Source organism: Ensifer sp. CCNWLY38, from assembly GCF_037120565.1.
Taxonomy (GTDB): Bacteria; Pseudomonadota; Alphaproteobacteria; order Rhizobiales; family Rhizobiaceae; genus Ensifer; species Ensifer adhaerens_H.
Genome location: NZ_JBBBBO010000011.1, coordinates 187,119 through 209,191 on the forward strand (window position 1 = coordinate 187,119; position 22,073 = coordinate 209,191).

At 62.1% G+C, this 22,073-nt stretch carries 13 protein-coding genes and 1 pseudogene; 5 read left to right on the plus strand and 9 right to left on the minus strand.

Features of this window, described 5'->3' with window-relative positions; genetic code table 11:
- The first annotated feature begins 17 nt into the window (after positions 1–17).
- Entirely contained in the window at positions 18–1,343 is a 1,326-nt protein-coding gene (locus tag V7S54_RS23405; RefSeq protein WP_336408910.1) for an MFS transporter, read from the plus strand.
- 37 nt (positions 1,344–1,380) lie between these two features.
- On the opposite strand, the gene V7S54_RS23410 is transcribed toward V7S54_RS23405, so the two are convergent.
- The 4 genes from V7S54_RS23410 to cmoA form a co-directional block, all read right to left on the minus strand.
- Positions 1,381–2,697 (minus strand): sensor histidine kinase, encoded by a 1,317-nt coding sequence (locus tag V7S54_RS23410; protein ID WP_336408911.1) that lies wholly within the window; start codon positions 2,695–2,697, stop codon positions 1,381–1,383.
- 4 nt (positions 2,698–2,701) lie between these two features.
- Positions 2,702–3,355 carry a response regulator transcription factor gene (locus tag V7S54_RS23415; protein ID WP_336408912.1) on the minus strand — a complete coding sequence of 218 codons (654 nt, stop codon included), beginning with the start codon at positions 3,353–3,355 and terminating at the stop codon, positions 2,702–2,704.
- A gap of 145 nt (positions 3,356–3,500) precedes the next feature.
- Positions 3,501–4,235, minus strand: a complete 735-nt coding sequence (locus V7S54_RS23420; protein ID WP_065375908.1) for a methyltransferase family protein — start codon at positions 4,233–4,235, stop codon at positions 3,501–3,503.
- A gap of 12 nt (positions 4,236–4,247) precedes the next feature.
- Positions 4,248–5,015, minus strand: a complete 768-nt coding sequence (gene cmoA / locus V7S54_RS23425; protein ID WP_336408913.1) for a carboxy-S-adenosyl-L-methionine synthase CmoA — start codon at positions 5,013–5,015, stop codon at positions 4,248–4,250.
- 297 nt (positions 5,016–5,312) lie between these two features.
- On the opposite strand from cmoA, the pseudogene V7S54_RS23430 reads away from it, so the two are divergent.
- From V7S54_RS23430 to V7S54_RS23445, 4 genes and pseudogenes are all read left to right on the plus strand, one after another.
- Positions 5,313–5,994: pseudogene (locus tag V7S54_RS23430) on the plus strand (substrate-binding domain-containing protein); the annotation flags it as partial.
- Positions 5,995–6,701: 707 nt separating this feature from the next.
- Positions 6,702–10,766: a DUF5801 repeats-in-toxin domain-containing protein gene (locus V7S54_RS23435; protein ID WP_336408914.1), complete on the plus strand. Its 4,065-nt coding sequence runs from the start codon at positions 6,702–6,704 to the stop codon at positions 10,764–10,766.
- A 73-nt stretch (positions 10,767–10,839) separates the two neighbouring features.
- Positions 10,840–12,606, plus strand: coding sequence for a type I secretion system permease/ATPase (locus V7S54_RS23440; protein WP_336408915.1), 1,767 nt, complete (start codon positions 10,840–10,842; stop codon positions 12,604–12,606).
- 3 nt (positions 12,607–12,609) lie between these two features.
- Positions 12,610–14,148, plus strand: a complete 1,539-nt coding sequence (locus tag V7S54_RS23445) for an HlyD family type I secretion periplasmic adaptor subunit (protein WP_336408916.1) — start codon at positions 12,610–12,612, stop codon at positions 14,146–14,148.
- A gap of 204 nt (positions 14,149–14,352) precedes the next feature.
- On the opposite strand, the gene V7S54_RS23450 is transcribed toward V7S54_RS23445, so the two are convergent.
- From V7S54_RS23450 to V7S54_RS23470, 5 genes are all read right to left on the minus strand, one after another.
- On the minus strand, positions 14,353–15,213 hold the full coding sequence (locus tag V7S54_RS23450) for an efflux RND transporter periplasmic adaptor subunit (RefSeq protein WP_336408917.1): 861 nt from the start codon (positions 15,211–15,213) through the stop codon (positions 14,353–14,355).
- A gap of 4 nt (positions 15,214–15,217) precedes the next feature.
- Positions 15,218–17,194, minus strand: coding sequence for a preprotein translocase subunit SecA (locus V7S54_RS23455; protein WP_336408918.1), 1,977 nt, complete (start codon positions 17,192–17,194; stop codon positions 15,218–15,220).
- Between the two features lie 20 nt (positions 17,195–17,214).
- A complete protein-coding gene (locus V7S54_RS23460; protein WP_336408919.1) occupies positions 17,215–18,036 on the minus strand; it encodes a SapC family protein in 822 nt (273 codons plus the stop codon).
- 111 nt (positions 18,037–18,147) lie between these two features.
- On the minus strand, positions 18,148–20,295 hold the full coding sequence (locus tag V7S54_RS23465) for a site-2 protease family protein (protein WP_336408920.1): 2,148 nt from the start codon (positions 20,293–20,295) through the stop codon (positions 18,148–18,150).
- A 10-nt stretch (positions 20,296–20,305) separates the two neighbouring features.
- A complete protein-coding gene (locus V7S54_RS23470; RefSeq protein ID WP_336408921.1) occupies positions 20,306–22,051 on the minus strand; it encodes an HlyD family efflux transporter periplasmic adaptor subunit in 1,746 nt (581 codons plus the stop codon).
- Positions 22,052–22,073 lie beyond the last annotated feature (22 nt).

Here is a 22,073-nt window from a genome sequence, read left to right on the forward strand (position 1 = left end):
GTTCGTCGGAGAAATTCATGGTTTCGGTCTCTCACCCCACATCGTCTGGTCTCGAGCGGGATGCACGTCGCATTCATGAAGACGACAAGCCTCTGTCGCCGGGTAGCATCGCCATTGGGGTGGTCATCGGGCGAACCTCCGAATTCTTCGATTTCTTCGTCTACGGGCTCGGTTCGATCCTTGTCTTCCCGAAATTGATCTTCCCGTTCGCGGCCAATGCGGTGACCGCGACGCTGATGTCCTTCGCGCTGTTCCCGCTTGCCTTCCTCGCGCGCCCGGTCGGCTCCTTCGTCTTCATGTGGATCGACCGCAACTATGGGCGTGGCACGAAGCTGACCATCGCGCTCGTCATTCTCGGTGGTTCAACCGCCTCGATCGCCTTCCTGCCAGGATATGAAACGATCGGATACTGGGCGGTGGCGCTGCTGGCCCTCTTCCGGCTGGGACAAGGCTTTGCCCTTGGCGGCGCCTGGGACGGCCTGGCGTCGTTGTTGAACCTCAACGCGCCACCGAACCATCGGGGGTGGTATGCGATGATCCCGCAGCTCGGAGCCCCCATCGGCTTCGCTCTCGCCAGCATCATCTTCTGCTATTTCGTTGCCAATCTTTCGGAGGAGGATTTCCTCTCCTGGGGATGGCGCTATCCGTTCTTCGTCGCATTTGCGATCAACGTCGTGGCGCTGTTCGCCCGCCTGCGCATCGTCGCCAGCAAGGAGTTCGGCGCCGCAATGGAAGCACAGGAACTGCAGGCCCGGCCGGTGTTCGAGATGCTGAGCAAACACGCGCTCGACGTGGTGCTCGGCGCCTTTGTGCCTCTCGCGAGCTTCGCGATGTTCCATCTGGTGACGATCTTCCCGCTCAGCTGGGTCATCCTCAACGGCGGGCAGTCGGCCGCCCGGTTCCTGCTGGTCCAGGTCGCAGGCGCGGCCGTCTGCGCGATCGGCATTGTCGTGTCGGGCTTGATCGCCGACCGCGTCGGCCGCCGCAACGAGCTGATGTTCGGCGCGACCCTGATCGCGATCTTCAGTTTCTCCGCACCCTTCCTTCTCGACGCCGGGGGAGCCGGGCAGGATGCCTATATCCTGATCGGCTTTGCCGTTCTCGGCCTCACCTTCGGCCAGGCTTCAGGCGCCGTGTCCTCGCGCTTCACGAAGTATTACCGCTACACCGGTGCGGCGCTGACGTCGGATCTGGCCTGGCTCGTCGGTGCGGCCTTCGCGCCGCTCGTGGCGCTCGGCCTTGCCACCAGCTTCGGCATCGTCTTCATCGGCGGATATCTGATCTCCGGTGCGATTTGCACGATTGTGGCGCTCAGCCTGACTCGCGCGCTCGATCAGCAGTAGGGGCATGTCGGGGCGGCGACGCCCAGCCTAACAATCGTCAGAGACGAACTTCGACATGGAAGCCCCGGTCCATCCCCGGGGCCGGCGAAACGATCAGCAGTCGTCCGTGCATTTGTTCCACCAGCCGCTGCACGATCGCAAGGCCGAGGCCGGAGCCGGAAGCTTCCGTCGGCCCGCGATTGAAACGCTTGGTCAGGCCATTCAAGGTATCCGCGTCGATGACGACACTGTCGTTGGTGACGCGCACGCCTTGCGCATCGACGTCGATCCTGACCGGACTGCCGGAAGGGCTATGGATGAACGCATTCTCCAGGAGATTGCGCAGGACGATCGCAAAGGCATCGGGGGGAATCGGACGCACGAGTTCGGCGCCTTCGGCGACATGAACCTTGAGGCGGCTTGCGCCGAGCGCCGACCGCTCCATGTCCTCGAGGACAAGAGCCAGCACCGGCAACAGGTCCGTGCTTTCGTCCGAGATGGCGATCCCGGCTTCGGCCCGCGACATCTGCAACAGCTTCTCCGCCAGTCGACCGAGGTGAAGCAGCGCGCGTTCGATCTGGCTGGTTCGCTGCCGAAAAGCCGGTGGCACTTCGCTCGCCAGCCGCTGTGTTTGCGCGAGTGCACCGGCGATCGGGGTCCTCAGTTCATGGGCGCTGTTGGAGGTGAACTCCCGTTCTGCGTCGAGCGCGGCCTTGAGTCTCGTCAGCAGAAGGTTCACCGAACGGGCAATTGCCCGCAGTTCTTTCGGCAGGGCCACTTCGTCGAGCGGGGCCATGTTGCCGCTGTCCTTGGTGAGAATTTCTTCGCGCAACCGTTCGACCGGCGCAAGCGCGCGGCGCGCGACAAGGATGATGGCGATGATGCTCGTCGGAATCAGGGCCAGCAGCGGCAAGAGAAGCGCCGTGCCGCCCTCGAAAAGGGCTTCGGTGCGATGCTCGAAGGCGTCAGCCACCTGAACGAAAAGGGAGCCGTCGGCTGTTCCGGCGGTGTAGATCCGATGCGTTGCCGTTTCCGAGAAACCGACCTCAAGCGGAACGGCGAAGGGTTCCGGCGCGCCGTCGTCAAACAACACCCGGCCGCTGCGATCGCGGACCTGATAGGCTAGATACTGTGAATTCAGCGTTGGCGCGACCGTGCCGACGGCGGGTGTGCCATCGGCACGGTCGCGGGCGATGTCGTCGACTACGATTTGCAGCAGCCGTTCGGCCGTCTCCTGGACACCGCTGTCGAAAATCTCGGTGAATTCGTCCTGCATGACATAAACGCCAAGGCCGAGCGCGACGAACCAGAAGATGGCGACGACGCTCGTCAGCGCGATGGTCAGCCTGCGGGTCATGCTTGCAACGCGCGACATCCGGTCACCTGATGCTGTAGCCGAGGCCCCGCACAGTCTCGATCCGGTCGGAGCCGATCTTCTTGCGCAGGCGGCTGATATAGACCTCGACCGTATTGCTTTCGATTTCAGCGCCAAAGGCGTAGAGCGCGTCGTAAAGTTGCTCTTTCGACACCAGCGCTCCGGGATGGGCGACGAGCTTGTCGAGCACGGCCCATTCCCTTGCGCTGAGGCTCTGACTTTCACCTTCGACCAGCACCTTGCGATGAACCTGATCGATCTCGATGCCGGGAAGCCTAACCGTTGGCGTCGCCTTGCCGACATATCGTCTGGAAACGGCCAGCATGCGGGCACTCAGTTCACCGAGATCGAACGGCTTGACCAGATAGTCGTCGGCCCCGCTGTTCAATCCTTCGATGCGATCGGAGATCTGGTCGTGTGCCGTGAGGATGATGACGGGCGTGCCGTCGCCCCGCATCCGCAGCGAGCGCAGGAGCGATAGCCCCGAACCGTCAGGCAATCGAAGGTCGAGCAGTATCAGACCATAGAGAACCGTCTCCGTCGCGGCCGTGGCATCGGCAGTGCGCGTAAACCAATCGACGGCGTGGCCGGTCGCCGCGACATGGTCGCGCAGCGCCTCCCCCAGAACCTGATCGTCTTCGACTAGTAGGACTCTCAAGATATCACCGGACACTTGTTCGTCCTTGCCTATGTTCGATGGGGGACGGGCGTCAAGCCCCTGAAGCATTGCGCATCACTTTGCGGCAGCGGCGCGCCGACGCAGGGGTGGTCGCGATCGTGAAGCAATGGGGGCTTGCGGATTGCTAGGATGCGGCGCGTTCGCGAAACGCACCGCGCCTCTTCATGTAGCTGACGATCGCCGTACCGATGCCGACGAGCGCCATCAGAACGCCGAGCGCCGCGAGTACACCGGTATTGTGTTCCACGGGGGCATTGCTCGCGAACTTGTACATTTCGGTCGCGAGGATTGCGATCATCGCGGCTGAGACGGTCGAGTAGTCCTTGCCGACAACGCGTTTGACGTTGAACGACATTCCTTCGGTAGACTGCGCAAAGTTCCTCATTCGCAACGCCCATCGCGGCACGTCGCGGCAATAGGCCTGGTAGGCTTCGCCGAACATTCTGTCGAGGAAGGCTTCTTCGGCATAAACGATGCACTGGTACATGAAGGCAAAGAGCCCGATGCCGAAGACGACGAGAAGCGGGTTGCCGTGCAGCAGGAACACGCCTGAATAGAGCAGCATGTTTCCAACGTAGAGCGGGTTGCGGCAGACGCCGAACATGCCTTCCGTAACGAGATCCTTGGCATAGACCTTTTTCTTCAGGCCGCCGCGCTGAATGTATTTGTACCCGACCACGGTCGCACGCAAGCTGAGGCCGGCCAGGATGACCAGTACGGCCGCGAGGTCCTTGGCGAGCGTTAGCGCCGGGCTATCCAGCACCAGGGCCGGAGGTGGCGCCAGCAGGAACAGAACAATGATGATGGCCGGAAACAGTTGGTTCCGGAAACGGAAGAGAAAATTGCCGATCGCGATCATGGCCCGACGTTCCTATTTGATCGCGATGATGCCGCAGAAATTGTACCAGCGGAAAAAGACCTCGACGCTGCGGAAGCCGGCCTCCTTCAGGAGCTGGAGGTTTTCCTCCAGACGGTAGGGAATGAGCACGTTCTCCAGAGCTTCGCGCTTCTTGGCGATCTCGATATCGGAGTAGCCGTTGCGGCGCTTGTAGTCGTAGTAGTGCTCGATGAACAGGCGATTGAAGGTCGAGTCCTCGCTTGTGAGCTTTTCGACAAGCAGTAGGGCGCCGCGTTCATTGAGCCCGTCATAGATCGTGCGCATGATCCGCTCGCGATGAAGCGGACGGACGAACTGCAACGTCAGCAGCATCATCACGACACTTGCGTCGTGAATGTCGATGCCCTGGTGAAGGTCGCCGACCCTCAGGTCTATCGACCGTTTGGTGTTGGCTTCGACGATCTTCTCCCTCGCCTTCTCGATCATGTCGGGAGCGTTGTCGATGCCAACAAAGCGGACGGAGGGATCAACCATGGCATCGAGGCCGAGGAGCGTCGTGGCCGTCGAATAGCCAATATCGTAGAGACAGCTACCCGGTTCAGCGAAGTCTCCAGCGAGTTCGCAGGCCATCCGTTGGATCTCGCCGTAATAGGGAACCGAGCGGCTGACCATGTCGTCGAAGACAGCGGCCACCGTCGCATTGAACGCAAAATCGCCAACCGCCGTGTCCGCGGCGGCAAAAACCTCGTCTCTCCGGTTGTTGTTCTCGTGCACGTGAAGGTGCGGTGCCTTGCCAACCATTCGCACAGTCCTTTGTCCTTCCGACGCACTTCGAACATCGAGGCACCTCGCCCGTGTTTCTGAAATGGTCGATCCGCCGGCAGAAGGCCATCCAAACCTGACATGAACCTGAAAGGTGGTCTGCAAAACGCCTGCGCTCAAGCAAGATCCGCGTCACTCTTTGTTTCGATGGATTCGCGAGGTAAGCGCGTTGAGCGGCTCGGTGTCACCTGTCGGCCGCAACCGCCGGCGGTGAGGAGCGCTGGTCCTGCGCGGCAGAAGCATCAGCAAATCGGCAAGCAGTGTTTCCCGGCAAGCAGGGCCGCAAAAAGCGGTATTGTCCGGGTTGGCGGCACGCCGTTTTTCGTGGATGCCCTGATCGCGCCGATGATCGCCGAGTTCCAGACGCGCAATCCGGATGTCCGCATCGACCAGAGCTACGGCTACGTTGGCGACCTGCGCGCCGCGCTGAAGAGCGACCAGTTCGATCTTGCGATTTCCCCGCTCGATATTCTCGAGGAGGGATCAGGGCTTGCGTTCCAGAAGGTGCTACCCGGCCGCAACGTCGTCGCCTCCCGGGTCACCCATCCGCTCCTGATGAAGAGGCGGCCGCAGCCGTCGCAACTTCTCGAATATCCCTGGGTGGCGCCGCCGCCGGGAAGCGCGCTGCTCGCGGACCTTCATAGCCTGCTGCTCTCCTTCGGAGATCAAGATACGTTATACGGGCGGCTCGCTGATGAGCCTCGTCAACTATCTGAAGGGTATCGATGCGCTGACGGTGCTGCCGCACAGCGTCGTCTTCGCGCTGCGCAACGATAAATCGATCACGGCGCTGCCCGTTTCAGTCCCGCACCCGGAACGGGCGCTCGGGCTTCTCCTGCGCACGACCGCGGCGCAAACACCGGCCATCGAGAATTTCTCACAGCGCATCCGCCAAAGCTTCGAGCGGCTGCAACTTCTGATCCACCGGCACGAGCAAGCCGTGGTGTGGGGCGTCTAGCGAGGAAGGCAGCATCGCTCATTTCGGCTCAGTGATCGCGGATGCTCTTCGTCAGCGACCGCGTTAACGGGTTGATCATGTATTGCAGGACCGTTTGCTGGTGGTTGAGGATCATGACCTCTACCGGCATGCCGGGCGTGAGCCGCGCATCTTCGAGTTCGTCAAGAGCCGCGAGGATCGACCTCCACCTAAGTGTAAATTTGTCGCGCTAAGTCGATGAATCATCGAACCATAATCATAATGCTAAACGGTTAGTTCTTTGTACGTAGCACGGAAGGGTAGCTTGAAGAAAACCCCGAATTGGAGCTTCGTAATGATGCCGCCGCTACCTTTCCCAGCGTGCCGCGTTGTTGTTGGGGCTGGGTGTTCTCCTAACCGAGAGAGATGGCTGATTACCGAGAGAGATAGCTGACGACCTCATCTGAGAGAGGGTGCCTTACGCGGACACGCGTGAAGGTAGTTCAGCGATGTTCATCACGAGATGGTCACTAGCGGATTATTTCAATCGACGGCGTGACTTGTTCTCTGGCTTGCAGATCGTTCTGCGGCCGGGAGCCATCTGCGTGCCCGATTCTTACCGGCGGCCTGCCGTCAAAAGTTCCCCTCGACAAACACGACAGCAGGCGCGCCAAAGCCACTCCGGCAATCCAGCGGGAGGGCTGAAACGCCACCGACCGATTAGGTCGGTACGGTGAGGGAGAAAAACAATGGCTATCACGATCACAGCGACTGGCGCATTTGTCGTTATCGATGAAACCGATGGTCTGCAAAACTTGGCCGCCACACCGTCACCCGCGGGCGACGCCGACGATAATGATATTTCGAGCGGTAGCCTACCGACGGCATTTTCGGACCGGCTAACCAGCCTGACAGTGGATGAGGCGGCGCTGAGCGGCTTCAACGGCACCACCAGCAGTAACATCATCACCGTCACCGGCGCCACCGCGTCCAGCGACTTCGCGCTCACCGCCGAGGATGGAGTCGCCTTCCCGGATTACGAGGCAGGTGCGACGTCCACCTTCAGCAGCGGTTTGTTCGCGGTGGCTGACGACGGGACGATCACGGAAATCTTCCTCTTCACCGATCCGACCAACAACAACATCGTCTACGGCGTGGCCGGAGACAGCGGCGACGATCCCATCGCGTTCGCGATCTATCTCGAGGAAGTCAAGACATCCGGCATCACCACCGGCGCAAAGATGTGGACCGTGGTCGCGGACGGCTACACAATTGCACATGACGTCGATGGCAGCACCGTTGCCGCTCACGACGACTTCCTCGACCTGACGAACAAGCTGTTCGTCTCCGCCATCGCGGATAACGACTTCTCCTTCGCCAACGCGCCTTCGGGCCAGAACCTCTTCATGATGTTCGGAAACACATCGCAGGCGATCCTTATCACCGGCGAGGATCCGGCCAACCAGTCGGCCGGCCAGCAAGTGGGGAATGACGGCGACACCGTCAGTTCAAGCCAGGGCGGCGGTCCCACGACGCTCGGCACCGAAGGTCAACATATCAAGGCCCAGAAGGCGTTGGTGATCACCTTTGTGACGGGGGCCAACGCGGACTATATCGCCGGACCCAACCCCGGCAATGACCCAGGGGAACCTCTCAGCCCAACCGAGGCAAACGTCGAGGCCAACATCGATTTCGGCGGCTATACCCCAGACGTCCGGGGCGGCGAGATCACCATCTCGCAGATGAACCCGGGCAACCCCAACACGACTGCGACCGTGGAAATCCAGGCCTACCTCACCGCAGACGGAACGGGGACCAACTATATCAACAACAATGACCCGCTCGTGACCGGCGACGCTGGGGTCGATATCGAGTCGGTGCATGTTATCCGCGGAGGGGTCGACGTCACGGGCACCCTGGGCGTGACCGTCACGCTCTCGGGTAACTCGGCCACGATCACGGGCGTGAAGGACGACGATGTCATCCAGTACACAACCACTGACGACCACAACCGCGTGCTGGTCCGCAATGACCAGCCGATAGGCAGCAACGTGTCCTTCGATCTCGGCGGCTTCTCACTCAGACAGGTCGCGAGCGACGTCGAGGAGATTGGCTCGAAGGTCAGGTTCGAGGATGACGGACCGGACGCCGTGGCGAAGAACGTCGCAGGACCGACGGCGACGGTTGATGAATCGCCGCTGCCGCCCAACGGCGACGGCGTGAACACGGCGACGATCACGGCGGCGACGATCGCCGCTCTGTTCGAGACCCCGGACTTCGGCGAGGACGGCGAGGGCAGCGTCAGCTACACGCTGTCGGGCACCGACGGTGCGAAGACCGGGCTGTGGCTCACCGGCGAGTCCGCGCCGGCCGACGAGATCCTGCTGGTCAAGGTCAGCGATACCCAGTGGGAGGGCCGCAAGGCCGGCGCAGGCGGCACCCTCGCCTTCACCGTGTCGATCAACGGCTCGACGGGCGAAGTGACAGTTACCCGCAGCAGCGCGACGCTCGAGCACACCACCGACGGAAGCTCCGCGGCGGCGCATGACGACGCGCTGACGATGGCGGCCACCGCCAACCTGTTCGCGGTGCAGCACGTCACCGACGGTGACGGCGATACCGACAGCGCCACCGCGGTCAACCCGCTGACGATCAAGTTCGAGGATGACGGACCGGACGCCGTGGCGAAGAACGTCGCAGGACCGACGGTGACGGTTGACGAGTCTCCGCTGCCGCCCAACGGCGACGGCGTGAACACGGCGACGATTGCGGCGGCGACGATCGCCGCCCTGTTCGAGGCCCCGGACTTCGGCGCCGACGGCCAGGGTAGCGTCAGCTACACGCTGTCGGGCACCGACAACGCGCAGACCGGGCTGTGGCTCACCGGCGAGTCCGGCGCGGCCAACGAGATCCGGCTGTTCAAGATCAGTGACACCCTGTGGGAGGGCCACAAGGGTGTCGTGGGCGGCACCCTCGCCTTCACCGTGTCGATCAACGGCACGACGGGCGAAGTGACCCTCACCCGCAGCAGCGCGACGCTCGAGCACACCACCGACGGAAGCTCCGCGGCGGCGCATGACGACGCACTGACGATGGCAGCTACCGCCAACCTGTTCGTGGTCCAGCACATCACCGACGGCGACGGCGATAGCGACAGCGCCACTGCGGTCAACCCGTTGACGCTCAAGTTCGAGGATGACGGGCCGAATGCCGTGGCGAAGAACGTGGCAGGACCGACGGCGACGGTCGACGAGTCGCCGCTGCCGGCGGCTGGCGACGGCGTGAACACGGCGACGATTGCGGCGGCGGCGATCGCCGCCCTGTTCGAGGCCCCGGCCTTCGGCGCCGACGGCCAGGGTAGCGTCAGCTACACGCTGTCGGGCACCGACAACGCGCAGACCGGGCTGTGGCTCACCGGCGAGTCCGGCGCGGCCAACGAGATCCGGCTGTTCAAGATCAGTGACACCCTGTGGGAGGGCCACAAGGGTGTCGTGGGCGGCACCCTCGCCTTCACCGTGTCGATCAACGGCACGACGGGCGAAGTGACCCTCACCCGCAGCAGCGCGACGCTCGAGCACACGACCGACGGCAGCAGCGCAGCAGCGCATGACGACGCGCTGACGATGGCGGCCACCGCCAACCTGTTCGTGGTGCAGCACATCACCGACGGTGACGGCGATACCGACAGCGCGACCGCGGTCAACCCGTTGACGCTCAAGTTCGAGGATGACGGGCCAGCCGTCACGGTCAATGACACCAGCGGGACATACGCGGCGGGTGCCGAAGGGACCTGGTCCGACGACGATCCCGGCAGCGACGGGTTCGCGTCGCTGAGCGTGACCTTTGACGGCTACGAGATCGACGCCCACGGTGCCCAACCCGGCAGCGCGCTCACGCAGTCGGGCCTGGCCTTCGACGGATCCATCACCGACGACTTCAACGGCGACGGGATCGACGAGACCGTGGAGTTCACGCTGACCTTCAATCGGGCGGCCAACACCTACGACCTCGAGGTGACGACACCGCCTACGACCATCATCACCTTCGACACCTCGCAGGGCTCGCTGAAGGCCGGCGGTCCCGACGCGGTGCAGACTCTGTTGTTCGGCGGCAGCGAGGCGGGAGCCGACGACATCGTGTTCTTCGGCGTCGTCCCAACCGCGCCGTTCGAAAACGGGACCCCACCCCCCGTCACTAACGACATCGAGGATCTCGTTGTTGTTGGAGCCACCGACCTGACGGAGGCGCAGATCGAGGCGATGCTCCCGCTCCCAGGCCTGATCACCCCAGGGACGCAGATGAACGTGTCGACCTCGGGCATCGGCGTCAACAACAACAATCTCAACGGCGCGGATCAGGGCGCCGGGACTGGAGCGTTCGCAGGCACCACGATCACCTCGGGCGACGAGAGCTTCGTCGTCAATCCGGAGACGGTAGTGGACAAGGTGACGGTGTTCATCGACAACTCCGTCGGCAGCTATAATCCGGCCACCGAGGATCTGTATTTCACCGTCTATTTTACCGACGGGTCCGTCCAGGCGCCGGTGAAGGTCACGGCCGGCATGCTGACCCCGGTCACCTCAGGCGTGGCGTCGGGCGGCTTTTCCTTCGAGATCGATGGCGGGGCCAAGCAAATCGACGCGGTCCAGCTCACCATGGGGAAGGGAACCATCAAGGTCCCAGTGATCGCGTTCTCCGTCGAGCAGGCATTCGAACCGGAACCGCTGAGCATGGACTTCACCGCGACGTTGTTCGACGGTGATGGCGACAGCAGTTCGGACTCGTTCACGATCGATCTTGTCGAGACTGTCTGACACGGTCGCGAGCCCGCCCGGAGGCGGGCTCGCACCCTTCCCAGCAGAGTATTCAGTCACGGAAGGTAATTGAATGCTACCTCATACCAGCACCACCCGTCTTGCGGAGGTCATGGCCGCGGTACGCCGGGAACTACCTCTCCTGATTGTACTAAGCTGTCTTCTCAACCTACTTCTCCTCGTCGCCAGCATTTACATGCTGCAGGTCTATGACCGGGTGCTGTCAAGCGGATCTCTGGACACGCTCCTGTGGCTGACGCTGATCGCGATCTTTGCCATCGTGATCTACGGTGCGCTCGAGCAGGCAAGGCGCGTGGTTCTCAGCCGCGCCGCCGGCTGGCTCGACGGCGAACTCAACGTGCCGATGCTGAGGCGCGCGATGGAAGTGCGGCTCTCGGGAAAAGAGGGGCGCGCCGGCACCCGCGACGTGGCAGATCTGCGGACCTTTTATGCAGGCGACGCTGTCCTCGCCTTTCTCGACATGCCCTGGAGCGTGATCTTCCTCGCCTTCATCTGGGCTCTGCACCCGGCACTGGGCGTGGTCGCCACGGCCGGCGCCGTCGTGCTGCTGGGGCTCGCCTTGGCAAACGACGCCTTGACGCGGGACCGGCAGAAGCGCGTCGCAGCCTTCACCAAAACCCACCAGGAAAACGCTATGCGCTATGTCGATGCCGGCGAGACGATCGCGCCGCTCGGCATGGCGCAGGCCGTCTTCGAGCGCTGGCGCCGCCGTCAGGCCGAGGTGGTGGCCGAACAGCAGCTCTTGGCCGATCGGACGACCACGATCGTTTCGATTTCGCGCAGCCTCCGGCTGATCCTGCAAATTGCCATCCTGGCTGTCGGCGCCTATTTCGTCCTTCTCGGCGAGATAACCGCGGGCGCCATGATTGCAGGCTCAATCGTCATGGGCCGGGCGCTCGCCCCGATCGAACGGGCGACCGGCGCCTGGCGTGCCTTCGTCGCAGCGCGAAGCGCGCATGCAAACCTGAAGGAGCTCTTCGCCGGCACGACACGCGATGCGCGCGACCGCGTCGTCCTCCCCCGCCCCAAAGGCGGGCTCGCTTTCGAGAACGTGGTCTATGTCCCTCCCGGCAGTCAGGAACCGGTCCTCAATGCCGTCAGCTTCGCGATTCAGCCGGGCGAGAACTGTGCCGTAGTCGGGCCATCCGGCGCTGGCAAATCCACCCTCTGCCGCCTCGCTGTCGGCGCCTGGAAGCCGATCAAGGGGCACGTCCGGCTCGACGCGGCGGACGTTTTCGACTGGGATCCGGAGGATCTCGGTCCGCATATCGGCTATTTGCCGCAGCAGGTCGAACTCCTGCCGGGCACGGTGGCCCAGAACATCGCACGTTTCGGTGAGGTGGACAGCAGCGCGCTGATCCGGGCGGCGCAGATCGCCGGCGTGCATGAACTGATCCTCTCATTGCCGGATGGCTACCAAACCGAGATCACGCTGCACTCGCAGCGGATCTCTTTGGGCCAGCGGCAGCGCCTCGGTCTTGCGCGTGCCCTGTATGGCGATCCGGCCTTCGTCGTCCTGGATGAGCCGAATGCGAACATGGACGAGGCTGGAGACCGAGCTCTGATCGAAGTGCTGACGACACTCAAGCAGCTCCGAACGACGGTTCTGATCGTCACCCACCGGGCTTCGGTGCTGAAGTGCGCCGATAAGGTCCTGGCACTTCACAACGGCATCGTTGCAGGCTTTGGCCCGCGCGCGCAGATGGTGCGGCAGGTACGCCCGGCCGGATCGACGGTCGCGATGCCCTTGCAGGCTCTTCGTCCCGAGGAGCCATCGCAGGTCCTTGGTGGTGAGAACCGCCTTTCCGCGGGGGAATGAAGCATGTCTGACAAGCTGGATCTCAGCGTTGTTGTTAGCAACGTCCAAATGCAACTCTCCCACGCCCTTGACAGCCTGCTGGCCGGTTATGCCGCGATGATAGCCGCAATCCGTAACCAGTTGTCGCTTGCGGGCATCGCATTGAGCGAAACAGCCATTGAACTCATCGTTTTAGCTACGGCAGCAGTCACTGTTTTCGCCCTCGCGTGGATGCTGCGCTTTGGCATGCGCCGCAGCGCCGCAAAGTCGTCAGACGCGCTCGCGGCTGCCACCAGGATGCCGCGACGTCTGGCGCTCCTGGCGATAACGCTGTTCCTTCTGGTGCTGGGCGGCTGGTCGGTTCTCGCCCCTCTGGCGAGCGCCGCTCTGGCCCCGGGCGTCGTCAGCCCCGACGGCTACCGCAAGACTATCCAACATCTCGAAGGTGGGATCATTCGCTCGATCCATGTCCGCGAGGGGGATGTGGTCAGGGCTGGAGATCCGCTGATTACGCTCGATAAAACGAGGGCGAGGTCCCTCGAGGCGGAAGTCCGGGAGCGACTTCTGCACGTTCTTGCGACCGAGGCCCGACTCGAGGCCGAGCGGACCGACGCTGCCGAAATCAGCTTCCCCGACCTTCTTGTCAGCAACAGTTCCACAGGCCTGCAGCGATTGATGGAGGGGCAGCGGCAATTGTTCGTCAGCCGGCGTGCAGCGCATCAGGGACGCATCCAGATCTTGGAGGCGCGCATTCGCCAACTCGAGGAGCAGAACGCTGGCCTGCGGGAGGTGATCGCCGCTGAAGCCGAGCAGATCACATTGGTTAACGAAGAAATATCGGCCTCGCAGAAACTTCTCGAACAGAACCTGGAGCGCAAACCGCGACTACTGGCTCTCAAGCGTCATCGCGCCGATATCGTGGCCGCGAAGGCAGCCAACCGCGCCAAGATCGCCGAGAATGCACAAGCCGTTGGAGAAACCAGGCTTCAGCTGCTTACCATAACCGAAGAGCGCCAGGAAAAGATCGGAGCGGAGCTCGCCGAGATGCGGCGCATCCTGGCGGAGCTCAAGAGCCAGCTGCCGTCGCGCGAGGACATACTCAGGCGTACTGTTATTCGCGCTCCGCTTGCCGGCACGGTGATGAATCTCCACGTCACGACGGAGAGCGGCGTCATAGAGCCAGGACAGCGGCTGCTCGACCTCGTTCCGATTGACAGTGGAATGGTGATTGACGCCCGGGTTCGACCGATCGACATCGAGCGCGTCAGACCCGGCATGTCCGCCCGCGTCATCCTCACGGCTTATCGGCAGCGGAGCCTGCCGCTCATTCATGGCAAGCTGCGCTCGATCTCTGCGGATGCGATAGCGGATGAGCGAACGGGCGTGACCTATTTCCTGGCGAAAGTGGCGGTCGCTCCGGCGGACCTCGCAAAGCTCAAGGACGTACACCTTATTCCCGGCATGCCGGCCGAGGTCATGCTTATGGACGGTGAACAGAGCCTTTTCGCGTACCTTCTTGCCCCGATACTCGACAGCAGCCGGCGAAGTCTTCGCGAGAACTGAAACTGGGCTGTTGATCCTTGATGAAAATACCGTGAATGCGGAAATTCACCCGAGATACTCATGGGAGGTAATTCGAAATCTAAAGAATCTTTGGCAATAGATTGTAAATAAAGTAGAATATCAAAATTCTCAGATGTATCCGCAAACCGGCCGCAATCCTGTTGATGCACGAGCAGAGCAAAAGAATCGACCGAATGTTCGCCGTTATTCGAGATTTGCGGCGTCGCCTTCGAAGCTCACCGTGCAGCGATGCCCGGCTGGTATGTAATTGTCCGGATTGGGGAGCTCTATCCGCAGCCCGAACGTGCCGCTTGCGGCATCCAGAACCTGATCGATCACCTTGATCTTGCCAGTAAAGCTGCCCTTGATCGGGGCCTTGGGCAGCACCTGCGCATTCATTCCCACCCGCAATTTCCCGAACTCGCTGACCGGCATGAAGGCTTCGACATAGAGTGGGTCGAGCTTGGCGATGGTCGCCAGCTTGCCGTCCTGATCCAGATATTCGCCATCGAAGAGCGACCGTTCGAGAACGACGCCACTGATCGGGCTGCGAATGGTCCTTTGCTCAAGGACCGTCTCCGCCCGGCGCAGTTCCAGCTCGGCGCTGCGTTTGCGGGTTTCCGCCGTCGCGAGTTCCTTCCTGATGACTTCCATTTCGGCAAAGGTCTCTTCCAATTTGTCGGTGGATGCCACGTTGCGTGCGAGAAGCGCTTCGGTCCGCTTCATGCGACTGCGGGCAAGGTCGAGGCGTGCCTTCTGCGCCTCGATCTCGGAGGTGCTCGCGGCCTGCTCGGACATCAGCGCCACGGTTGCCTGCTCCGTATCGGCGTGAAGTCTGGCAATAACCTGGTTTTCGGTCACATGGTCGCCGCGCGCGATCAGCACCTCCTTCAAAAGGCCCGGGACGGGGCTGCCGACGCGGACGACGACGGAGGGATCGATGACGCAATCGAAAGCTTGCGCCGAAGGAGGCAGCGCAGCACAAAGCGAGGCGAGAGCAGGCAGCATCCGCCCTGCCCTGCTGCGCCTTTCCGGTCGTTGTTCGTCCGTCTTGTCTTTTGTCATAGCGTCACTCCGGCAGGCCCGAAAAGGCCAGCAATGTGCCCAGGCGTCGATCCTGGGCCAGAAGGTTCTTTCGGTCCTTGGCATGCGTTCGTTCCGCCCGCTGCTGGGCCAGATCGAAAAGCAATAGCCGGGCACGCTTTCCGCATCGACCGAGCAGACGCAGCGGCTGCCAGGGAATGAGATCGAGCAGCGGGTCTTCCAGAGACAGGATCGCTTCCGTGCTCCCGGGATCTCCCTTGCGGGCGGTTCGTCCTTCCATCTGCCTGTCGATGCGCCCCGCGTCATGTCGTTCGCTGAGCAAAACGTGAAGGCCACCCAGCGCGAGAGCCTGCGGGACCACGGCGATGTCGACGCCGCGTCCCGCCATGTTGGTGGCGACCGTCACCCGACCGACGCCGCCAGCCTGCGCAATGATTTCGGCCTCCTCCGAACTCTGTTCCGCATTGAGCACCCGATGCTCGATCCCTTGCCCCTGCAGTACGACACTCACTGCCTCGGAGGTCGAGACCGAGCGCGTCGCAATCAGGACCGGGCGGCCGGCGGCTTGCAGTTCCTGGACCCGTCGCACGATCGTAAGCCATTTGTCGTCGAGCGTGGGGCAAATCGTCGTCGGCAGTTTCGTACGCCGCGAGGGCGCGTTCGGGGGAATGCGCATGACCTGCAGCCCGTAGACATGCCGGAGTTCTTCGGTAATTTCGCGTGCGGTTCCCGTCATTCCCGCCAGGTGGAGGTAGCGGCGGAAAAACCGCTGATAGGTCATCCTCGCCATTGTCAGCTTGCGGCTGGTGATCACGCAGCCTTCCTTTCCTTCGACCAGTTGGTGCAGGCCGTCGCTCCAGGAGCGATCGGGCATCACGCGGCCGGTATACTCGTCGATGATCTGCACCTTGCCGTCGCTGACGAGATAGTGCTCGCCCTTCCTGAAGAGCAGAAGCGCGACAAGCGCCTGGCTGGCAGCCTCCTCACGCCGGATGCGATTGCGCCAGATGCCGCCGATCGCCTCGGCACGTTCTGCGAGCTTGGCCTTTCCGGCTTCGGTCAATTCGAGCCTGCGCTCGTCGACCAGCAGCAGATAATGGGTCGGCTCCTTGAAGCCGTCGATCAGCGCGAAGGTCTGCTCCACCCATTGCCGTTCGCCGTCCGCGTCCGTTTCCTGGGAAATGATGAGCGGCGTTCTCGCCTCGTCCACCAGTACGCTGTCGGCTTCGTCGACGATGGCGAAATGCAGTCCACGCATGACAAAAGGTGGCTCTTGGCCACGGCGCTCGTCCAGCATGCGGTTCACCTTCGCGTGAACGGGCCGTGGCTGGCCGCCGAAAGTGATGCGGTCGCGCAGATAGTCGAAGGCGATTTCCTTGTTGCTGGCATAGACGACATCGCACGCGTAGGCGGCCGGCCGATCCGGTCTTGGCACAGTACTGTTGACGAGACCAGTCGTCAGCCCAAGAAAATCGTAGATGGGGCGAAGTATATCCCGATCGCGCGCAGCCAAGTAATCATTGACGGTGATGACGTGGACTGGAAGCCCGGCAAGCGCCGCGATCGACGCCGGCAGGCCGGCGGTCAACGTCTTGCCCTCGCCCGTGTCCATCTCCGCCACGCGCCCCTTCAGCATGGCAAGGCCGGCAAGTATCTGCACGTCGAGGTGGCGCAATCCGATGGTACGCTGTGAAACTTCGCGCACGATCGCAAAGCCGAGACAAATATTGGCATCGGTGAGGCCATGGCACCGCAGGGCCGCACGGACTTCGCTGATGCGCGCAGCGAGCCCCTGCCCGGTTTCGTTGCCCAGGGCTGCTCCCGCCGCATTGATCTTCTGGACAAGTTCCCTCAGATGGCGCCGGTGCAAACGACCGGCAACCATCTGCGGAACGCTGGTTACCATCTTCTCGATGCCGTCAAGCCAGTGCTCGGGTCGGTCTTGGCGTTCGGGGTAGACGACCAGGGGAGGCGGCGACCAGCTCGGGACGAGAATATTCATGGTCGCTTGCCCAATCCGCCTTAGGCGCTCGCTTCCTCGACGGGCGCATCTTGGCCGTTCCGGTAGCTCTTCGGCTGTTTCGGTACGGCGGGCGGAGCGTCTCCCTTACCGGCAGTATCCACGGCTTCGGGCATGCGCTCCAGCATGCTGGAGAAATGCCTGAGCGAGTGGAGATGCAGGTACGTGCATTCCAGCTCGTCATTGGTGAACATGGCCTGCAGGTCTTCGCTTGCCAACGCTTTCAGCTTTTCACGGTTGACCGTCATGAACCCGGAAAGCGACCGGCGTTCGCCGCTGTTGAGGTTGAACTGGGCCTGCATCGGCTGCAGCAGCCCCAGTGATTTCAACCGCTCACAATACTGGCGGGTTCGCTGGTGCCTTGCCTGATAGTCCTGCAGGAAGCCAAGCACGCTCTTCAGGTATTGGGTTTGCTGTCCCTCGCTGTCGAACAGGCGCTCGCCGCGGCCTTCGCGATTAAAGCCGTCGAAACTTTCGTCGATGTGAAGGATGAACGTCTTGCCGCTGCGGTCCGTTGAGAACACGAACGGATAACGGCGCACGAACGCCGGCACATATTTGCCGAGCCAGGCACCGTCGTCGCCGACGAAGAGGTTTTGCGTCTGCTGGGCGCCGAGAACCACCGCAGGTGTCACCGTGTCGTCCGTGCCGGCAAAGACGATCGGATATTCGGCGGCAGCCTGAGCAAATTCGATGGCCGTCACCGGAACCGAGTTCACTTCTTTTGCGAACTTGTATGAAGTTCCGCTTTTAATTGACACATCCTTATGGCGATCTGCCGAGACAGGATGCACGTCTTGATAGAAAAGAAGTTGCGCTGTCATGGTGGTTTCCCTCTAGTATCTTGTAAGTGCCACTCAGGTATTCTAAAAGACAATCGCCAGATTTTTACTCAGGCTAATTTGATCGAACACTTTATTAGACTTCGTGTCCAGTCAAACTTTAAATAAACGCAGGAATATCTGCCGCGTTGAACGATAAATTCTACTGGCGACGGGGGAGGACCCGTGAGAGAACCTCACAAAGACACGTCCACCTATTCGAGGCACGGTCGGGCTCTCGGTCAGCATCAGGTCGAGATGCAAAAGATTGGCAAGCACCCGCCGCTGTGACGTGTCGCGGGGGTCGAGCGCAATGGCGCCGCCGCCGGCGGTGCTGAGCGCCGCATTGGGCAATGTGTCGGTTAGCGCCGGAACCTCGCGGACAACGACCGCCCTGTAGATCTTCGAAAAATCCTCGACGAAGCGCAGACTTACGTCCCGTGTTTGCGAACGGACAAGGTCGGCGTCCTCCTCCGGGACGATGACCCGAATGGTTGGCTTGTCGAAGTGCGCAACGTAGGCGATCACCTTGCCACGTTGCACGAACTTGCCGGGCAGGTCGCGATCGTCGGGCAGGATCAGCGTGCCGCTCGATGGTGCTCGGACGATCAAATTCTCCTGCCTTTGCCGTGCCAGGTCGAGATCGGCACGAGCAAGCCGCAGTTCCTCCTTGACCATGCTCGCATGGGCAAGATCCGACAGATCCTGCTTGGTAAGACGCCGTTGGAGCTCGGCGACACGCAGTTGCAGCAGGTCGACGCGCGCCGCCAGCAGCGGATCCTCCTGCCGGATCAGTGGATCGCCAGCCTTGACCTCGGCGGCGGGTGCGGCGGCGATTTCATCGACCGTACCATCGGTCTGAACATGGACGATCGCATCGCCTGGCAACCATACGATCCCCTGCACGACAGTCGCGTGCGGAATGGGCAGCACGAAGACTACCAGCGCGACTGCGGCGAGGACGGAGCCGACCACTGCGAATGCGCGGCCCCGGCTTCGCCGCAGGAGCGGGCTCGTCAGCAGGAACCAGAAAGCCTTTGCCAGCGGCACTGCAAACATCAGAATGAGCGCCCAGATGGCGAGCAAGGTACCGACGATGAAAAACTTCTGACTGACGAGCGCGATGATCGCGCCAGTGACCACAAGGCGGTAGAAGAACGCCGAGACGCCGTAGAGAACGAACCAGAACTCCTCCCCAGGCGCCGTCGCCGGCGAGTTGACCGAGCCGATCTTGAAGGCGTAGCGCTGAACGAGATAGGCGAGATATTTATTGGCCCGGCTCGCGAGGTTGGGTATCTCCAGAAGATCGCTCAGGACGTAGTAACCGTCGAAGCGCAGAAGCGGGTTGCCGTTGAAGAGCACGGTTGACACGCCGCCGATCAGCATGACGTTGAAGGCGAAGGCCCGCACGAGCCCCTCCTCCGCATAGACCCACACGATGAGGGCAACCGCGGCAAGCGTCATTTCCACGAAAATGCCGGCGGCACCGACGAGGGCGCGTTGCCACTTGCTGGCAAAAGCCAGGCTGTCGGATGCATCGACATATGGGACCGGCATGAAGACCAGCATCATCGCACCGACCTCGTGGACGTCGCCGCCCCATCGCTTGACTGCGTAGGCGTGCCCTAGCTCATGCAGGGTCTTGATGAGCGGATAGGCGATCAGCATCAGGAAGAGGTTCGACGTTGACAGAACGCGGTCGGTCACATTGGCGGTCAGCGCGTTCCAACTCATGCCGGCAAGAACGGCGGCATAGGCGACAAGACAGATGAAGACGAGCGCGCCGAACCATGAGAACAGCACCCGGCCGACAATGGCGGTGGCGTTCAGAAACTCGTTCGGATCGAGAAGGCCGAAGCGAATGGCGAGGGGATTGCCGAAACTCATCAAGAGCTTGCGATTGCGCGCCTTCTTGCCGCGCTCGGCGATTTCATTGATGTCGGGCGGGACATTGCCGAACAGGACGTCCGCCGCGTGCAACTGCCCGAGAAGCTCGATGACCTCATCTTGGGTCACGACCTTGTCGGTGAGCTTGTCGCAGGCGATGTCCCAGATCGCCTGCATCGTCCGGTGGCCATCCATCAGGCTGATGATGAGATAGGTCTCGGGCGTGAAGCGGTGGAAACGCCCGGATGTCCGGTCCTGCAGCACGTACCAGAGCTGATCACGAAAGACCGTGCGATGGATGCGCACATGGCCGCGCAGCTTCAGCTTCAGTTGCGCGACGCGGTACCAGGATGAGCTGAAGTAGGACCGTTCCATGTCCGCGCCCTCACGGCATCCAGCGCCACGCGGCGAGATAGGCCCATTGCACCATCTTGTCGGTGTAAACGCGGATCAGGAGCCGTTCGTCGACGGAGGTCTTGGCAATGCCCTCCATGCCAGGCCGAAGCCGATCGCTCAGATGATCCAGAGCTGCTTCGACCTTGAAGAAATTGTGTCCCTCCTTCTGGGTGGAAATCGCGGTGATCTGCTCGATCCGATAGGTGAGCGGCTCCTGCGGAAGCGCGGAAACTCGCAGGACTCCCTGGCGGCCGATCTCGACATCGTCAATGTCGCTTTCATCGACTTCGAGGATGACGCGATAGGACTTGAGCGGTGCGACCGTAAAGAGCTCCTGCCCGCGCTCGACCGCAGCGCCGATCGACTGGCTGAGGTCGCCGTTGACGACATAGCCGTCAAAGGGAGCGAGCAGCCGGGTGCGCTTGAGCTGTTCGTCGATCAAAGCAAGCTGGGCATCGGCCTGATCGATCTGCGACTTGACGATGAGCGCCTCGGCCCGTTCGTGCTGCATCAGCGCCCGGTCATATTCGGTCGTCTTCTGCTGTCGGGTGGTCGTCAGCCGAAGCCGTTCCAGTGTCAGATCCTGGTCGTCGAGTTGCGCCAGGATCTGCCCCTGTTTGACCACTTCGCCGGCCCTTGCCGACTGGCTGGATACATAGCCGTTGAATGGCGCCACGACCGTTCGCTGAATTGTACCGCGAACGACGGCCGAAGACGTGACGGAGTATTCCGTCGTGGCCACGCTGAAATAGGCGGCCAGGATGACGGCAATCAGCGTCGCGAGCTTGCGGCCGAAATAGCCTGGGCCCAGCAGGCGCCGCAACTGGTTGCCGGCGGCCTCCCAAAGCTTCACCAAGACGTTCCTGTCGTTGCGGCGTTTTTCCTCGAGTACCGGTCCGACGACCGCTGCCACTGCATCGCACAGGTCGACGGTCGTCTCGTCGAAGGCACTGCCGCGTGGGCGCTGCAGCGTCAGGGCGCCCACGATCTGATGCCCAGATTGCAGAGGGATCGTCAGCACGCCTCCGCACTTGTGCGTCTCGACCAGCTCTTCGTGCGCCCGAAGGACACGATACTCCCAGTGCTCCTGCGGCGGGTAGAGAACGATGGCGCGCTGATCGACAGCCTCGTCCATCGCCGCGCCGATGTCGCGAATGATGTTTACCTTGTTGCCGAAGCCTGCCGCATGCGAGACCGTCGCGACACGACATCGCCGTCCGCGGACGAAACCGACGCTGACGGGGTCACAGGCAAGCCGCATGGCGAGTTCCGTCACGAGCGCGGTGGCCGCTTCGGCGAAACCTTTTGCCTCGATCACCGCGGCAAGCATGTCGAAGGCCAGCCTGTTGCGTTCGCTGATTTCTTCGTTTTCGACTTGGAGCTTGCGCCTGAGCAGGACCTCGACCCAGCCGGAGGCCCATTGCACCTTGCGCATCACCGCGTTGATGGCAGCAGGCTCGACGGAAAGCGAAAGCGCGCAGGCGCCATACAAGCGCTCGTTGACGATCAACGGCGAAGCGATCAGTTGCACCATACGGGTACCGGTCGTTCCGGTGGAGATGCCCTGGCGTTGGCTCAGCGCCCTCTCGGCGGCGGCCGTCAATCCCTCGTCGGCGGCCCTTTCCGGCCAGAAGGCGATCGGCGTGTAGGGCCCGGTGTCCGGTTCCCCGAGCATGACCATGCCGCTAGCGACGCCAGAGATCTGCCGGCAGAGTATGGCCAGCCACGTCTCCATGAATTCGTCTGGCTCGGTCGCA